At 67.9% G+C, this 14,849-nt stretch carries 17 protein-coding genes and 1 pseudogene; 15 read left to right on the forward strand and 3 right to left on the reverse strand.

Features of this window, described 5'->3' with window-relative positions; all coding sequences use genetic code 11:
* A partial coding sequence (locus KDH83_RS24095; protein WP_212320551.1) for a copper resistance protein NlpE occupies positions 1-289 on the reverse strand: 289 nt, incomplete at its 3' end.
* 141 nt (positions 290-430) lie between these two features.
* On the opposite strand from KDH83_RS24095, the gene KDH83_RS24100 reads away from it, so the two are divergent.
* The 12 genes and pseudogenes from KDH83_RS24100 to ptsP all read left to right on the forward strand — a co-directional run bounded on the left by KDH83_RS24100 (position 431) and on the right by ptsP (position 10,639).
* Positions 431-904 carry an OsmC family protein gene (locus KDH83_RS24100; RefSeq protein WP_212320552.1) on the forward strand — a complete coding sequence of 158 codons (474 nt, stop codon included), beginning with the start codon at positions 431-433 and terminating at the stop codon, positions 902-904.
* 175 nt (positions 905-1,079) lie between these two features.
* Positions 1,080-1,352: pseudogene (locus KDH83_RS32890) on the forward strand (carboxymuconolactone decarboxylase family protein); the annotation flags it as partial.
* 189 nt (positions 1,353-1,541) lie between these two features.
* The gene (locus KDH83_RS24110; protein WP_212320563.1) at positions 1,542-2,471 is read left to right on the forward strand and encodes a sigma-70 family RNA polymerase sigma factor; all 930 of its coding nucleotides are present in this window, start codon (positions 1,542-1,544) and stop codon (positions 2,469-2,471) included.
* Positions 2,452-3,030, forward strand: a complete 579-nt coding sequence (locus KDH83_RS24115; protein WP_212320553.1) for a GNAT family N-acetyltransferase — start codon at positions 2,452-2,454, stop codon at positions 3,028-3,030. The genes KDH83_RS24110 and KDH83_RS24115 overlap by 20 nt, the downstream gene beginning before the upstream one ends.
* 132 nt (positions 3,031-3,162) lie before the next feature.
* The gene (locus tag KDH83_RS24120; RefSeq protein WP_212320554.1) at positions 3,163-3,714 is read left to right on the forward strand and encodes a cysteine hydrolase family protein; all 552 of its coding nucleotides are present in this window, start codon (positions 3,163-3,165) and stop codon (positions 3,712-3,714) included.
* Positions 3,714-3,953, forward strand: coding sequence for a DUF3820 family protein (locus KDH83_RS24125; protein WP_212320555.1), 240 nt, complete (start codon positions 3,714-3,716; stop codon positions 3,951-3,953). Before KDH83_RS24120 ends, KDH83_RS24125 begins: the two co-directional genes overlap by 1 nt.
* Before the next feature lie 366 nt (positions 3,954-4,319).
* The gene (thrS, locus tag KDH83_RS24130) at positions 4,320-6,272 is read left to right on the forward strand and encodes a threonine--tRNA ligase (protein ID WP_212320556.1); all 1,953 of its coding nucleotides are present in this window, start codon (positions 4,320-4,322) and stop codon (positions 6,270-6,272) included.
* A gap of 5 nt (positions 6,273-6,277) precedes the next feature.
* Positions 6,278-6,844 carry a translation initiation factor IF-3 gene (gene infC / locus KDH83_RS24135; protein ID WP_199771040.1) on the forward strand — a complete coding sequence of 189 codons (567 nt, stop codon included), beginning with the start codon at positions 6,278-6,280 and terminating at the stop codon, positions 6,842-6,844.
* 228 nt (positions 6,845-7,072) lie between these two features.
* Positions 7,073-8,026: a glutathione synthase gene (gene gshB, locus KDH83_RS24140; protein ID WP_212320557.1), complete on the forward strand. Its 954-nt coding sequence runs from the start codon at positions 7,073-7,075 to the stop codon at positions 8,024-8,026.
* A gap of 18 nt (positions 8,027-8,044) precedes the next feature.
* The gene (locus KDH83_RS24145; RefSeq protein ID WP_212320558.1) at positions 8,045-8,446 is read left to right on the forward strand and encodes a PTS mannose transporter subunit IIA; all 402 of its coding nucleotides are present in this window, start codon (positions 8,045-8,047) and stop codon (positions 8,444-8,446) included.
* A gap of 110 nt (positions 8,447-8,556) precedes the next feature.
* Positions 8,557-8,826 (forward strand): HPr family phosphocarrier protein, encoded by a 270-nt coding sequence (locus KDH83_RS24150; protein ID WP_212320559.1) that lies wholly within the window; start codon positions 8,557-8,559, stop codon positions 8,824-8,826.
* A gap of 103 nt (positions 8,827-8,929) precedes the next feature.
* Entirely contained in the window at positions 8,930-10,639 is a 1,710-nt protein-coding gene (gene ptsP, locus KDH83_RS24155) for a phosphoenolpyruvate--protein phosphotransferase (protein ID WP_283093845.1), read from the forward strand.
* A gap of 108 nt (positions 10,640-10,747) precedes the next feature.
* Here the strand turns inward: ptsP and amt are convergent, their stop codons facing one another.
* Positions 10,748-11,986 (reverse strand): ammonium transporter, encoded by a 1,239-nt coding sequence (amt, locus tag KDH83_RS24160; RefSeq protein ID WP_103273808.1) that lies wholly within the window; start codon positions 11,984-11,986, stop codon positions 10,748-10,750.
* 32 nt (positions 11,987-12,018) lie between these two features.
* Positions 12,019-12,357, reverse strand: a complete 339-nt coding sequence (locus KDH83_RS24165) for a P-II family nitrogen regulator (protein WP_043545226.1) — start codon at positions 12,355-12,357, stop codon at positions 12,019-12,021.
* Between the two features lie 601 nt (positions 12,358-12,958).
* Here KDH83_RS24165 and KDH83_RS24170 point away from each other — a divergent pair.
* The 3 genes from KDH83_RS24170 to KDH83_RS24180 all read left to right on the forward strand — a co-directional run.
* Positions 12,959-13,357 (forward strand): DUF5339 family protein, encoded by a 399-nt coding sequence (locus KDH83_RS24170; RefSeq protein ID WP_212320560.1) that lies wholly within the window; start codon positions 12,959-12,961, stop codon positions 13,355-13,357.
* 203 nt (positions 13,358-13,560) lie between these two features.
* The gene (locus KDH83_RS24175; protein ID WP_212320561.1) at positions 13,561-13,812 is read left to right on the forward strand and encodes an accessory factor UbiK family protein; all 252 of its coding nucleotides are present in this window, start codon (positions 13,561-13,563) and stop codon (positions 13,810-13,812) included.
* A 112-nt stretch (positions 13,813-13,924) separates the two neighbouring features.
* On the forward strand, positions 13,925-14,849 hold a 925-nt coding region (locus KDH83_RS24180; protein ID WP_212320562.1), incomplete at its 3' end, for a magnesium chelatase domain-containing protein.

The raw sequence follows: 14,849 nt of genomic DNA on the forward strand, positions 1-14,849 counted from the left end.
GGCGAATGGTGCTGCCGTCGGATTCCCACGAAAAGGTGCCGGCCACGACTTCGGGCTGGGGCTGGCGGTCCAGGTACTGGGTCTGCTTTTCGTAGCGGCCGTCGTCGGACAGGGTCACGCGCGTGCGGATGCCCGGGCAGTCGGCGCAGGGCAGCACGCCTTCGTAGCTGCCGGCCCAGTCCAGGGAGTCGCGCGCGGTGTGGCTGTCGACGGGGGGGGCGTTGCGCGACGGGGCGCAGGCGGTCAGGAAGGCTAGCGTCAGGGCGCAGGTCAGGGTGGTCTTGATCATCATGGCGAGCTCCTGTTTGGTAAAACCGGCCCACGATACGGACGCAAGCCGCGGGCCGCTGAAACGGGATGTAAGACGAGACGGCGCGCGGCGGCTTGCGTTACGCTGTCCTGCCCTTCATCCGACAGGCGCATCATCGCAATGAACGGCGAACACCGCTACCTCGTCCGCGTGGAATGGACCGGCAACACCGGCTCCGGCACGTCCGACTACAAGTCCTATTCGCGCAACCACCAGATCCAGGCCGAGGGCAAGCCCGACATCGCCGGCTCATCGGATCCCGCGTTCCGGGGCGACCAGACGCGCTGGAATCCGGAAGACCTGCTGGTCGGGTCGCTGTCGGCCTGCCACAAGCTCTGGTACCTGCACCTGTGCGCCGTCGAGGGCGTGCGCGTGCTGTCGTACCGCGACGAGGCCGAGGGCCTGATGGCCGAGGATCCCGAGCGCGGCGGGGCGTTCACGCGGGTGGTGCTGCGGCCCGTCGTCGGCGTGGCGCCAGGCTCGGACACCGCGCTGGCCGTTGCGCTGCACGAGCGTGCGCATCATTTCTGCTTCATCGCCAATTCGGTGAATTTCCCCGTGCTGTGCGAGCCGCGCATCGTCGAGGAAGGCTAGGGCCGGGTATCGCAGGCGTCCATAGCGGCGGGGCGGCGCCGCCGCGGCAATAATTTTTACAATTTTCCGGCGGCCGGCTGTCACGCGGCGGCCGGCTGTCTCGTCTTATGCACGACGGCGCTTCGCAACGGACGCCCGAGCCCTTTCCCAACCGCATGAGCAGAGAGAGACCATCATGAGCACCGCCCGCCTGAATCCCTATACCGCCGCGCCCAAGGCCGTGAAGGCCATGCTGGCCTTGACCGAGGCCGCCGAGCATTGCGGCCTGGAAAAGAGCCTGATCGAGCTGGTCAAGATCCGTTCCTCGCAGATCAATGGCTGCGCCTATTGCATCCACATGCACTGCAGCGACGCCCGCAAGCTGGGCGAGACCGAGATGCGCATCTACCTGCTGCCGGCCTGGCGCGAGTCCTCGCTGTATTCCGGCCGCGAGCGCGCCGCCCTGGCCTGGACCGAAGCGCTGACCCGGCTGCCGGACACCGGCGCGCCCGACGCCGACTACGACGAGCTGGCACGCCACTTCAGCGAAGAGGAGCGGGTTAATCTGACGCTGGTCATCAACATGATCAACGGCTGGAACCGCATCGCCGTCGGTTTCCGTTCCGTGCATCCCAAAGACCGAAGGCCGACGCCCAGCATGAGCGCACTGACCGCAGGCGACGACGTCGCCGATTTCGAGCCCCATCGCCGCGTCCTGCAAGGGCTGGCCTACCGCATGCTGGGCTCATGGTCCGAGGCGGAGGACATGGTGCAGGAGGCCTGGCTGCGCTGGCGGGACGTCGACCGCGCGCAGGTCGACGCGCCGCGCGCCTATCTGTCGCGCACCGTGACCCGCCTGTGCCTGGACCACATCAAGTCGGCCCGCGCGCGCCGCGAGGAATACGTCGGCCCGTGGCTGCCCGAGCCGCTGCCCGACGCCGGCCTGTACGGCGGGCTGGGCGAGGGCGCGCTGGCGCACGATCTGTCGGTGGCGCTGATGCTGGCGCTGGAGCGGCTGTCGGCGCCCGAGCGCGCCGCCTTCCTGTTGCACGATGTCTTCGACCTGCCTTACTCGGAGGTCGCCCGGACGCTGGGGCGCAACGAGGCCGCCTGTCGTCAGCTGGCTTTGCGCGCGCGCGACCGCGTGCGCGAGGCGCGGCCGCGCTTCGCCGCCACCGAGCAGGACGGCCTGCGCATCGCCGAGGCCTTCCTGCAGGCGTCGCGCGAAGGCGACCTGGGCGCCTTGCGGCAACTGCTGGCCGACGACGCCGTGCTGCATTCGGACGGCGGCGGCAAGAAGGCCGCCACGCTGCGGCCGGTCATGGGCGGCGACAAGGTGGCGCGCTTCTTCGCGGGCATCGCGGGCAAGCCGGGCGGCAAGCTGCTGGGCGCGGCCGTGGTGCGCCTGAACGGCATGCCCGCCGTGCTGGGCACCGAGGCCGACGGCCTGCCGCGCTCGATATCGCTGGACATCGAGGATGGCCGGATCGTGGCGGTCTACATGGTGCGCAACCCTGATAAGCTGCGCCATGTCGCGGCCCTGGCGCCACGCCAGTCCGCCGAACCCGATGCGCCCCTATCCCCCTGAACGATACGACCTGAACCTGCCCGAGCTGGACCTGCCCGGGCTGCGCCTGCGCGCCATGCGCGATGCCGATGCCGATGATTGGCACGACTACCTGCGCCTGGAGGAAGTGACGCGCCACACCAGCTGGCGGCTCGATGGCCCGGCCACGCTGTCGGCGCTGATCCGCGCCTATGCCGAGCCGGCGCGTTCCAACAGCATGCGGCTGGCGATCGCCGGGCCGGACGACAGGCTGGTCGGCACGATCGGTCTGAACGAAATCTCCATCCCGCATCGGCGCGCCGAGATCGCCTACGACCTGGCGCCGACGTATTGGGGCAGGGGCGTCGCCAGCGAGGCCTGCCGCAAGCTGGCCGAGTGGGCCTTGCGGGACCTGGGCTATGCCCGCATCCAGGCCACGGTGCTCGACACCAACCAGGCCTCGCTGCGGGTGCTGGAACGCTGCGGCTTCCAGCGCGAAGGGCTGTTGCACGCCTATCGCGAGGTCGCCGGCGCATCGCGCCACTTCTGGATCTACGCGCGCACCTGGCCGCCAGTGGGCGGCGCGGCTGATTGCGGTTGATCGCAGTGGCTTGCGGCTTGCGCCCTTGGCATCGCTGACGCATGCCGGCGGCGGGCCGGCAAGAGCGATGCGCCCGGACTTGCGCAAGGTAGACTGGCCCCTTCCATTTTTTCCGACCCTTCCGGAGCCACCGTGACTTCCGCCCTGATCGTGATCGACGTGCAACGCGCCCTGTTCGAGACCTCGCCGCCGCCGGCCGATGCCGCCGCCGTGCTCGAGCGCATCAATGCGCTGGCCGACCGCGCCCGCGCCGCCGGCGCGCCGGTCATCTATGTCCAGCACGAAACCCGAGTAGGGGCGATGGCCGCCGGCCAGCCTGGCGTGGACCTGGACCTGCGGCTCGCGCCGGCGCCCGACGACAGGCGCGTGCGCAAGACCACGCCCGACTCGTTCCTGCGCACGACCCTGTCCGACGAACTGAAGGCGGCCGGCGTGTCGCGCCTGGTGATCTGCGGCTATGCCACCGAATTCTGCGTGGACACCACCGTGCGCCGCGCGGCCGGCCTGGGCCTGCCCGTGACGCTGGCGGCCGACGCCCACACCACCCACGACAAGCCGCACGCGTCCGGCGCCCGCATCCGCGAGCATCACAATGCCACGCTGCCGGCGATCAGCAGTTTCGGCGTGCGGATCCAGGCGCTGCCGGCCGCCGCCATCGATTTCGCGGCCGGGGGCGAGGCCTGATGGATCCCGAACTGCTGTCGCTGCTGGTCACGCGGACCATGCCCTTCGGCAAGTACCAGGGCAGGCTGATCGCCGACCTGCCGGGGCCGTACCTGGCCTGGTTCGCGCGCAAGGGCTTTCCGCCCGGCGAGCTGGGCCGGCTGCTGGCGCTGATGCACGAGCTGGACCACAACGGCCTGGCCGAGCTGCTGGCGCCGCTGCGCAAGGGCGGCGTCGGCAAGGTTGGCTTGGGCAAGTGAGCCTTGCCGGGCGGAGGGGCGGGCAGGGCCTGTTTGGCGCCGACACTGTCGCGCAAATGTCACGAAATGCGCGCAAACGGTGCTACAATCGGCAACGTCCAACTCAGGATAGGTCCAGCCAGGGCCAGTCCGAGTCCAAGCCCCAAACCGGTCCCGACATCATGTTTTTCCCGCAGGCACGAACTACTACTTGGAACTTTCGCCCTATGTCGCGTTAAGTTTTTTCGTGCGTCGGGTTTCACCGTGGCAAGTCGGCGGTAAAGCTCATAGCAAGACAAATCCAGAAAACGCGGCATAGGCCGCGTTTTTCGTTTCCGCGTTTTCCGCATACCCCCTTTCGTTTTCAGAACCCAGGAAGCACTCCCGATGGTACAGATCACATTGCCCGATGGTTCGCAGCGCCAGTATCCGGGGCCGGTCACGGTCGCCGACGTCGCGCAGTCGATCGGCACGGGCCTGGCCAAGGCCGCCTTGGGCGGCCGCGTGGCGTTCGACGGCGCCGAGTCCAAGCTGGTCGACACCAGCTACCGCATCGAGTCCGACGCGAGCCTGGCCATCGTCACCGCCAAGGACGCCGACGGCCTGGACCTGATCCGCCATTCCACGGCGCACCTGCTGGCCTACGCGGTCAAGTCGCTGTTCCCGGACGCGCAGGTCACCATCGGCCCCGTGATCGACAACGGCTTCTACTACGACTTCTCGTACAAGCGCCCCTTCACGCCGGAAGACCTGGCCGCCATCGAGAAGAAGATGGCCGAGCTGTCCAAGAAGGACGAGATCGTGACGCGCGAGGAATGGTCGCGCGACGACGCCGTCGAGTTCTTCAAGAGCATCGGTGAAAAGTACAAGGCCGAGATCATCGCCTCGATCCCGTCCAACGAGACGCTGAGCCTGTACCGCGAGGGCGAGTTCATCGACCTGTGCCGCGGCCCGCACGTGCCGTCCACGGGCAAGCTCAAGGTCTTCAAGCTGATGAAGGTGGCCGGCGCCTACTGGCGCGGCGACAGCAAGAACGAGATGCTCCAGCGCATCTACGGCACGGCCTGGGCCACCAAGGACGAGCAGGACGCCTACCTGCACATGCTGGAAGAGGCCGAGCGCCGCGACCACCGCAAGATCGGCCGCGAACTCGACCTGTTCCACTTCCAGGACGAAGCCCCGGGCCTGATCTTCTGGCACCCCAAGGGCTGGTCGCTGTGGCAGCAGGTCGAGCAGTACATGCGCGGCGTCTACCGCGACAACGGCTACCAGGAAGTGAAGGCGCCGCAGATCCTCGACATCTCGCTGTGGAAGAAGACGGGCCACTGGGACAACTACCGTGAAAACATGTTCACGACGGAGTCCGAGAACCGCGTCTACGGCCTGAAGCCCATGAACTGCCCGGGACACGTGCAGATCTTCAACGCCGGCCTGCATTCGTACCGCGAGCTGCCGCTGCGCTATGGCGAGTTCGGCCAGTGCCACCGCAACGAGCCGTCCGGCTCGCTGCACGGCATGATGCGCGTGCGCGGCTTCACGCAGGACGACGGCCACATCTTCTGTACCGAGGAACAGCTGCAGGACGAGTGCGCCGACTTCACGGCCCTGCTGCAGAAGGTCTATCGCGACTTCGGCTTCACCGAGGTGCTGTACAAGGTCGCCACGCGCCCCGAGAAGCGCATCGGCTCGGACGAGGTCTGGGACACGGCCGAATCGGCGCTGATGGAAAGCCTGCGCCGCACCGGCTGCGAATTCGAGATCTCGCCGGGCGAGGGCGCCTTCTATGGCCCGAAGGTCGAGTACACGCTGAAGGACGCCATCGGCCGCCACTGGCAGTGCGGCACGATCCAGGTCGACTTCTCCATGCCCGTGCGCCTGGGCGCCGAGTACGTGGACCAGAACGACCAGCGCCGTCCGCCGGTCATGCTGCACCGCGCGATCCTGGGTTCGCTCGAGCGTTTCATCGGCATGCTGATCGAAAACCACGCCGGCGCGATGCCGCCCTGGCTGGCTCCGGTGCAGGCCGTGGTGTGCTGCATTTCCGAGCCTTCGGCTGATTATGCGGCTCAAATTGCGCAAAGCCTGAAAAAACAAGGCTTTAGGGTTGAATCGGATTTGCGCGGTGAAAAAATCACTCGTAAAATCCGGGAGCACAGCCTGCAAAAGGTGCCGTACATCCTCGTCGTCGGCGACAAGGAGAAGCAAAATGGCACCGTCGCCGTACGCGGCCTGGGCGGACTGGATCTCGGCGCAATCGCCTTCGACGACTTCGTCGCGCGCCTGTCCGAGGACGTTTCCACCCGCCGCGACGTTGTTCACCCCGACAGCAGTGCTGCTTAACATTTATAGGAACTTTCAACATCGCCACTGAAAAAGCCAATCGCATCAACGGTGAAATCCGCGTCCCCGAGGTGCGCCTGATAGGTCTGGACGGAGAACAGCTGGGCATCGTCAAGATCGCCGACGCCTTCCGTCTTTCCGAGCAAAGCGACGTGGATCTGGTGGAAATCGCGCCGAACGCCGAGCCGCCGGTCTGCCGTTTGATGGACTACGGTAAGTTCAAGTACCAAGAGCAGAAGCGTCAAGCCGAAGCTCGTTCGAAGCAGAAGGTCATCCAGGTCAAGGAAGTCAAATTCCGTCCGGCCACCGACGAGGGCGACTACCAGGTCAAGCTGCGCAACCTGCGCCGCTTCCTCGAGGAAGGCGACAAGGCCAAGGTGACGCTGCGGTTCCGTGGCCGTGAAATGGCTCACCAGGAACTGGGCATGCGGGTACTTGAGCGCGTGCGCGACGATCTGGTCGAACTGGCCCAGGTCGAAGCCATGCCGAAGCTCGAAGGCCGTCAGATGGTCATGGTGCTGGCGCCGAAGAAGAAGGCCGCCCCTGCGGGCAAGGCCGAATCGGCCGCCTGAGTCCCACAGAGCCTCCCTCCGGGGAGGCTCTGGCGTTTCGGGTCGGCGTTCCTGACCGGCGTTTCACGCCGGCCCGGAGCCGGCCGGGGCAGCCCCGAATGCAAGTCACGAACCCGCCGCGTCCGCCAGGACGACCGGCGGGTTCGCTTATTGGGCGGCTCTGCGCTACGATGTAGCAATCAAGCCGCCTTCCCGCGAGGGAAGGCGGCGTCCGTTCAGGGTGTCGCGATGCACGTTTTGTTCGTTTTGGATCCCTTGCCGCTCTTGAAGGCGTACAAGGACAGTTCGGTCGCCATGATGCGCGCGCTGGTCGCGCGCGGGCATACGCTCAGCGTGGCCATGCAGGGCGACCTGTATATCGAGGAAGGCGCCGTCCGCGCCGTGGCCACGCCCATCGAGCTGGTCGACGGGGCGGACCTGCACGGCCATGACTGGTGGCGCGAAGCCGAGGCCCGGGATGTGCGCCTGGCCGACCTGGGCGCGATCATCATGCGCAAGGACCCGCCCTTCGACATGGAATACGTGTATTCCACCCACCTGCTGGAATACGCCCAGCAGCAGGGCGCCAAGGTCTTCAACACCGGCGCGGCCATCCGCAATCACCCGGAAAAGCTGGCCATCACCGAAATCAGCGAGTTCACCGCGCCCACGCTGGTGACCCGCAACATGGCCCGCCTGAAAGCCTTCCACGACAAGCACCAGGACGTGATCGTCAAGCCGCTGGACGGCATGGGCGGCACCGGCGTGTTCCGGCTGCAGCCCAAGGATCCCAACCTCAACGCCATCCTGGAAACGCTGACCGACAACGGCGCGCGCACCATCATGGCGCAGCGCTACATCCCCGAGATCGTCAAGGGCGACAAGCGCATCCTGCTGATCGGCGGCGAGCCCGTGCCGTACTGCCTGGCCCGCATTCCGCTGGCCGGCGAGACGCGCGGCAACCTGGCGGCCGGCGGACGTGGCGTGGCCCAGCCCCTGTCGCCGCGCGACCGCGAGATCGCCGAGGCGGTAGCGCCCAAGCTGGCCGCTCGCGGCCTGCTGCTGGTCGGCCTGGACGTCATCGGCGACTACGTCACCGAGGTCAACGTCACCAGCCCCACCTGTTTCGTGGAGATCGCCGAACAGACCGGCTTCGACGTCGCCGGCATGTTCGCGCAGGCGCTCGAGAAAGCAGCGGCCTGAGGCCGCGGGATTGCTGCCATGACCACGGGTATTGTCATTGTCGTCCACGCGCCGCTCGGCGCTGCGATGCGGGATTGCGCCAGCCACGTGATGGGCAACCTGGACGGCATGCTGGCCATCCACGACATCCAGCCGGAAGACCTGCCTGATGACCTGGCGCCGGCGGGGCTCAAGGACATCCTGGACCAGGAGCTGGGCGGCGGCGTGCTGGTGCTGACCGACCTGATCGGCGCCACGCCGGCCAACATCGCCAAGCGCGCGGTGGCCGATGCCCAGGCGCAGGGCATCCAGTGCTGCGTGCTGGCCGGCCTGAACACGCCGATGCTGCTGCGGGCGCTGACCTACCGCAACCTGCCGCTGGCCGAGACGCGCGAAAAAGCGCTGGCCGGGGGAGTGCAGGGCGTCTTGCGTGTAGACTGACGGCTAAGAATATGCCCTATCATTCGGGCGTAATATTTCAGCCGGCGCGGGGCGGGGCATCCCGCCGCGACCGACACTGATACCGGACAGCCGCAGACACCAAGATCCCTATGCCCAATACCGATATCGTCATCAGCAACAAGCTGGGCCTGCATGCCCGGGCGGCCGCCAAACTGACGCAGCTGGCCAGCAGGTTCTCCAGCGAGATCTTCATTTCGCGAGGCGCGCAGCGCGTCAATGCCAAGAGCATCATGGGCGTCATGATGCTGGCGGCCGGTCTGGGCGTGACGGTCCGCCTGGAAGCCTCCGGCGCCGATGCCGAGCTGGCCCTTTCCGAAATCGAAACCCTGTTTGACAGCAAATTCGGTGAGCAGGAATAGAACGTCCTCTGAACCGGCCGGCTCGGGCGCTGCCCGGGCCGGGGCCGTCACGTCCCAGGGGGACGTCCCGTCCGGGGCTGGCGCTGCCAGCCCCGTCGTCTGTCTGTACGGCAAGGGCGTGGCCCGCGGCTACGCCATCGGGCGCGCCGTGGTCATGGGCGCCGCGGCGCTCGAAGTGGCGCATTACCGCATCGCGCCGGAAGACATCGCCGCCGAAAGCAGCCGCCTGACCCAGGCGCTGGCTGATGCGCAGCAGGAATTGCTGCTGCTGGCCGATACCCTGCCGGCCGACGCCCCGCGCGAGCTGGGCGCCATGCTCAACGTCCACAGCCTGCTGCTGGGCGACCCGCTGCTGGCCGAGCAGACGCTGGCGCTGATCGCCGAGCGGCACTACAACGCCGAATGGGCGCTGACCACGCAGGGCCAGATCCTGGGCCAGCAGTTCGACGCCATGGAAGACGAGTACCTGCGCGAGCGCGGCGCCGATGTGCGCCAGGTCATCGAACGCGTGCTGCACGTGCTGGCCGGCACATCCGCCATGCTGCCGGACATGGGTCATGTGGACGGCGATGAAGCCCTGATCGTCGTGGCGCACGATATTTCGCCCGCCGACATGCTGCGTCTGCGCGGCGGCCGCTTCGCCGCCTTCGTCACCGACCTGGGCGGCCCCACGTCCCATACCGCCATCGTGGCCCGCAGCATGGGCGTGCCGGCGGTGGTGGCCCTGGGCAACGTGCGCGAGCTGGTGCGCGATGGCGACACGCTGATCATCGACGGCGCTTCGGGCGCCGTGGTGGTGAATCCCTCGCCGCGCATCCTGCAGGAATACCGCCGCCGCCAGTCCGCCTACGCCGACGAGCGCGCCGAGCTGAGCCTGCTGCGCGACGTGCCCTCGGTCACGCTGGACGGCATCGACGTGGTGCTGCACGCCAATATCGAACTGCCCGAGGAGGCCGCGCTGGCGCTGGCGTCCGGCGCGCACGGCATCGGCCTGTTCCGTAGCGAGTTCCTGTTCATGGGCCGCGCGGACCTGCCGGGCGAGGAAGAGCAATACGAAGCCTATGCCTCGGTGGTGAAGGTGATGGCGGGCCGTCCTGTCACCATCCGCACGCTGGACATCGGCGCGGACAAGACGCTGGACGGCGAGGCCACGGTGGCCACCAACCCCGCGCTGGGCCAGCGCGCCATCCGTTACTGCCTGGCGCGCCCCGAGATGTTCGCCACGCAATTGCGCGCCATCCTGCGCGCCTCGGCCCACGGGCCGGTGCGCCTGCTGATCCCGATGATCGCCCATATGCACGAAGTGGTCGCCACCAAGGCCGCCATCGAGGCCGCGCGGCGTGAACTCGACGCGCGCGGGCAGGCCTATGCGGCCCACATGGAAGTGGGCGCCATGGTCGAGGTGCCGGCCATCGCCATCGCCATCGAGCCTTTCGCCCAGGCGCTGGATTTCCTGTCCATCGGTACCAACGACCTGATCCAGTACACGCTGGCGATCGACCGCGGCGACCACGACGTGGCGTCCCTGTACGACCCGCTGCATCCGGCGGTGCTGCGCCTGGTCGCGAACACCATCAACGCCGGCGAGCGCGCCGGCAAGCCGGTGGCGGTCTGCGGCGAGATGGCCGGCGATTCGCGCATGACCCGGCTGCTGCTGGGCCTGGGCCTGACCGAGTTCTCCATGCACCCGCAGCAGCTGCTGGACGTCAAGCGCGAAGTGCGCCGCGCCCATTCCAATGCCTTGCGGATCAAGGTGGCCAGCGCGCTGAATCGCGCCTTGCCGGTGGATCTGGACGCGCTGGGCCCCGGCTGATCCTGTTTCCGGGACGCCTTTGGCGCCTTCCGAATGAAAAAGCCCGGAACCGCGAGGTTCCGGGCTTTTTTGTCTGCGATGCGCCCGGCGCGCGCCGGGCGGGCAGGATCAGCTGTGGTAGGCCGATTCGCCGTGGCTGGTGACGTCCAGCCCTTCGCGTTCCTGGTCTTCCGGCACGCGCAGGCCGCACAGGGCGTTGGCGATCTTGTAGGCGATCAGGGCCACCACGCCGGACCAGACGATGGTCAGCAGCACGCCTTCGAGCTGCACCCAGAGCTGATGGGCGATCATGCCGGGCTCGGCCAGGCCGGGGCCGCCGAGGGCCTGGGCATTGAACACGCCGGTCAGCAGCGCGCCGACGATGCCGCCCACGCCGTGCACGCCGAACACGTCCAGCGAGTCGTCGGCGCGCAGGATGCGCTTCAGGCCATTCACGCCCCAGACGCAGACCACGCCGGCGATCACGCCGATGACCAGCGCACCGGCCGGACCCACCAGGCCGGCGGCCGGGGTGATGCCGACCAGGCCGGCCACCGCGCCCGAGGCCGCGCCCAGCATGGACGGCTTGCCCTTGATGCTCCATTCGGTGATCAGCCAGGCCAGCACGGCGCCGGCGGTCGCGATCATGGTGTTGAAGAAGGCCAGCGTGGCGTTCTCGTTGGCGGCCAGGGCAGAGCCGGCGTTGAAGCCGAACCAGCCCACCCACAGCAGCGCGGCGCCGACGAAGGTCATGGGCAGGTTGTGCGGCTGCATGGCTTCGCGGCCGTAGCCCACGCGCTTGCCGATCACATAGGCGCCGACCAGGCCGGCCACGCCGGCGTTGATGTGCACCACCGTGCCGCCGGCGAAGTCCAGCGCGCCGCGCGCATTGAGCAGGCCGGGCGCGGTTTCGGACGCGAACCAGACCATGTGGGCGATGGGCACGTAGGCGAAGGTGAACCAGATCACCGTGAAGACCAGCACCGCCGAGAAGCGGGCGCGTTCGGCGAAGCTGCCCACGACCAGCGCGCAGGTGATGCCGGCGAAGGTGGCCTGGAACGAGGCGAACAGCAGCTCGGTGAGCGAGTTCGACATGGCGTACTTGCCGTCCGCTGGCGTGAACATGCCGGAGAAGAAGGCGCGCGACAGCCCGCCGAAGAAGGCATTGCCTTCGGTGAAGGCGAGGGAATAGCCGTAGATGAACCAGAGCACCAGGCCCAGCACGAAGGTACACAGCACTTGCAGCAGCACCGAGAGTACGTTCTTGCTGCGTACCAGGCCGCCATAGAACATCGCCAGGCCAGGCACCGCCATCATCAACACAAGCAGGGTAGAGACGAGCAACCAGGAGATATCTGCTTTATCCATTTTCAGGCTCCGATGAATCTTGCTTTATTTGTTTACAGCGCGGCTTCGCCCGCTTCGCCTGTGCGGATACGGATCACTTGTTCCAGCGGGGCGGCAAAGATCTTGCCGTCGCCGATCTTGCCGGTGCGGGCGGCCATTTCGATGGCCTCGATCACTTGGTCGACCAAATGGTCGGGCACGGCGGCTTCGACGCGCAGTTTGGGCAGGAAATCGACGGCGTATTCGGCGCCGCGGTAGAGCTCGGTATGGCCCTTCTGGCGGCCGAAACCTTTGACTTCGGTAACCGTGAGACCCTGGACCCCGATTCCGGACAGAGCCACACGCACCTCGTCGAGCTTGAAGGGCTTGATGATGGCGATGATGAGTTTCATGGCATTTCCTCTCATGGTTGCACGTTGGCCTCGTCAATCAAGCAAGTTCCATGCCATGTCCGGAGATACCCGGAAAGAGGGCGCGCAGGCGCGCAGCTTGTGCCTGGCTGCACCAATATAGTGCGTCGACGCACGGCTGTCAGCCTCGAATTGGTGCATGGCGGCGAGCAGGGTGAGGGATGAAACCAAACGTGTTTCCGGCGCGCTGGTTGTTGCCAATTGCAGCTTCGCCGGTGCCGTGACGGGTTATGACGATATGCCCAGGCCACTGTTGCGATTCATCGCGCCGTGGGCATGCGGGCGGGCTTCGATGCAACGGCGGCCGCTAGGCCGGGCGCGGCGTGGCGGGCAGAAAGCCCGTCGCCGCGAGGCGCGCGCCTGGGGTCGGCCGGGCCCTTGTCGGGCGGGTTCCCGGTGTTGCCGATGTATGGAAATTGGGGCCAAGCGTTGATACGAGGGTTTACACGCAGCCGCTTGTGGCCGCACCGCGCCTGCTCAAGAATCGGATCCAGCCTGTGCCTGACACGGGCTTGAATGGGGCCGCACAAGGCGTCCGGCGTGGCGGCCCTCTCTACAAGAAACAAGCAAGAAAGAGGAATTCATGAATATCGAACGCAAGACCCTGGGCATTCTCGCGCTGGCTGCCGCCGCCGTCCTGATGGCGGGTTGCGACAAGAAGGACGACAAGGCCGCCACGCCTGCGGCGCCGTCCACGTCCGCGCCCGCATCGTCGTCTTCCACCACGCCGCCGGCCGCTTCGATGCCGGCGCCTTCCTCGTCGGCCGCCGCGCCCGCGGAATGCGAAGCCTACGTGGCCAAGGTCAACGCTTGCATGGACAAGCTGGGCAATGGCAACCCGGCCGTAGCCAGCTTCAAGCAGCAGATGGAAGCCGCCAAGGCGCAGTGGGCCGCCGTCACCGACAAGACCCAGCTTGCCTCCCAGTGCAAGCAGGCCAGCGACCTGTTCGCGCAATCGGCCACCCAGATGGGTTGCCCGTAACGATGTTGGTAGGGGGCTGCCGCGAGGCGGCCCGGTTTTCTCCTGTGCTTTGTGGGCGGTCACCGCATGCGGTCCGCCCTTTTTTTTGCGCAGCGTCCACGCCAGGCCGCCGGAATCCATCGCGGCCTGCTCCGCGCCGGCGGGCGCAGTCCGTCCGGACGCACTACACTGGAGCCAGCCAGGCAACAACAAGGAGTACTGCCATGAATTCCCGCACTCAATGGATGGAAGACATCCAGAAGAACATTTCCGACCTGATCGCACGCAGCCCCGCCGCGGATGTCGAGAAGAGCGTGCGCGCGATGATGGCCCAGGCCTTCACCAAGATGGACCTCGTCACGCGCGAGGAATTCGACGTGCAGGCCGACCTGCTGGCGCGCACCCGCGCCCGCGTCGACCAGCTGGCGGCGCAGGTGCAGCAACTGGAAGAGCGCCTGTCGGCCCTGAGCAAGTAGGTTCAGGCAGGGCCCGCCCTTCAAGGGCGGGATATTTCCAGCACGGCCGCCCTCGGGCGGCCGTCGGCATTTGGGCATACTGGCCTGCCGCTGACCGTGATCGGAGGCCGCCTTGTCCCTTGCCGTACTCGCCAGCCGCGCGCTCAGCGGCGCCCATGCCCATGTCGTGCGGGTCGAGACCCATCTCGGCCCGGGACTGCCGGGCTTCAACGTGGTCGGCCTGCCCGACGCCGGCGTGCGGGAAAGCCGCGAACGGGTGCGCGCCGCCATCATCAACAGCGGCTTCGAGTTTCCTGCAGGCCGCATCACCGTCAACCTGTCGCCGGCCGACCTGCCCAAGGAATCGGGCCGCTTCGACCTGCCGATCGCGCTGGGGCTGCTGCTGGCATCGGGGCAGTTGCCGGAGCCTCCATCCGCAGGCGACGCGGGCGGCAAGCCATCCGCCATGCCGGCGTCCGAGTCCATGCTGGCGCGCCTGGTCCTGGCGGGCGAGCTGTCGCTGACCGGCGCGCTGACGCCTGTCACGGCGCCGCTGCTGATCGCGCTGGGCGTGGCGCGCGATCAGCCCGACGCGACGCTCGTCCTGCCCGCGGGCAGCGCGGAGCAGGCGGCCTGGGTGCCCGGCCTGCGCGTGCTGTCGGCCCGCAGCCTGGCGGACGTGGCGGCGCACATCACGGGCGCGCATGCCCTGCCCGACGCGGTGCCGGCGCCCTGGCCCGAGCCGCCGCCCGTGCCTTGCCTGTCCGACGTGCGTGGCCAGCCGGCGGCGCGCCGCGCACTGGAAGTGGCGGCCGCCGGCGGCCACAGCCTGCTGATGGTGGGCCCCCCGGGGGCGGGCAAGAGCATGCTGGCGCAGCGGCTGCCGGGCCTGTTGCCGCCGCTGTCGCGCCGGCAGGCGCTGGAGGCCGCGGCCGTGGCGGCGCTGGCCGGCCCTGCGCCGGCGCCCGCCCGGCAGCCGCCCATCCCGGCGCCGCCTCCCTCCCCGGCCGGCCCGGCGCCGGGGGGCCGCGGCCCCCCTCCCCCGCCCGGCGGGAGCA

Source organism: Achromobacter sp. Marseille-Q0513 (assembly GCF_018195695.1).
Classification (GTDB): Bacteria; Pseudomonadota; Gammaproteobacteria; order Burkholderiales; family Burkholderiaceae_B; genus Achromobacter.

Bases quoted from the DNA above. Each gene is read 5' to 3' on its own strand.
- KDH83_RS24100 (WP_212320552.1), top strand. From the start codon at position 431: ATGAACGGCGAACACCGCTACCTCGTCCGCGTGGAATGGACCGGCAAC.
- KDH83_RS24110 (WP_212320563.1), top strand. From the start codon at position 1,542: ATGAGCGCACTGACCGCAGGCGACGACGTCGCCGATTTCGAGCCCCAT.
- KDH83_RS24115 (WP_212320553.1), top strand. From the start codon at position 2,452: ATGCGCCCCTATCCCCCTGAACGATACGACCTGAACCTGCCCGAGCTG.
- KDH83_RS24125 (WP_212320555.1), top strand. From the start codon at position 3,714: ATGGATCCCGAACTGCTGTCGCTGCTGGTCACGCGGACCATGCCCTTC.
- thrS (WP_212320556.1), top strand. From the start codon at position 4,320: ATGGTACAGATCACATTGCCCGATGGTTCGCAGCGCCAGTATCCGGGG.
- gshB (WP_212320557.1), top strand. From the start codon at position 7,073: ATGCACGTTTTGTTCGTTTTGGATCCCTTGCCGCTCTTGAAGGCGTAC.
- KDH83_RS24145 (WP_212320558.1), top strand. From the start codon at position 8,045: ATGACCACGGGTATTGTCATTGTCGTCCACGCGCCGCTCGGCGCTGCG.
- KDH83_RS24150 (WP_212320559.1), top strand. From the start codon at position 8,557: ATGCCCAATACCGATATCGTCATCAGCAACAAGCTGGGCCTGCATGCC.
- amt (WP_103273808.1), bottom strand. From the start codon at position 11,986: ATGGATAAAGCAGATATCTCCTGGTTGCTCGTCTCTACCCTGCTTGTG.
- KDH83_RS24165 (WP_043545226.1), bottom strand. From the start codon at position 12,357: ATGAAACTCATCATCGCCATCATCAAGCCCTTCAAGCTCGACGAGGTG.
- KDH83_RS24170 (WP_212320560.1), top strand. From the start codon at position 12,959: ATGAATATCGAACGCAAGACCCTGGGCATTCTCGCGCTGGCTGCCGCC.
- KDH83_RS24175 (WP_212320561.1), top strand. From the start codon at position 13,561: ATGAATTCCCGCACTCAATGGATGGAAGACATCCAGAAGAACATTTCC.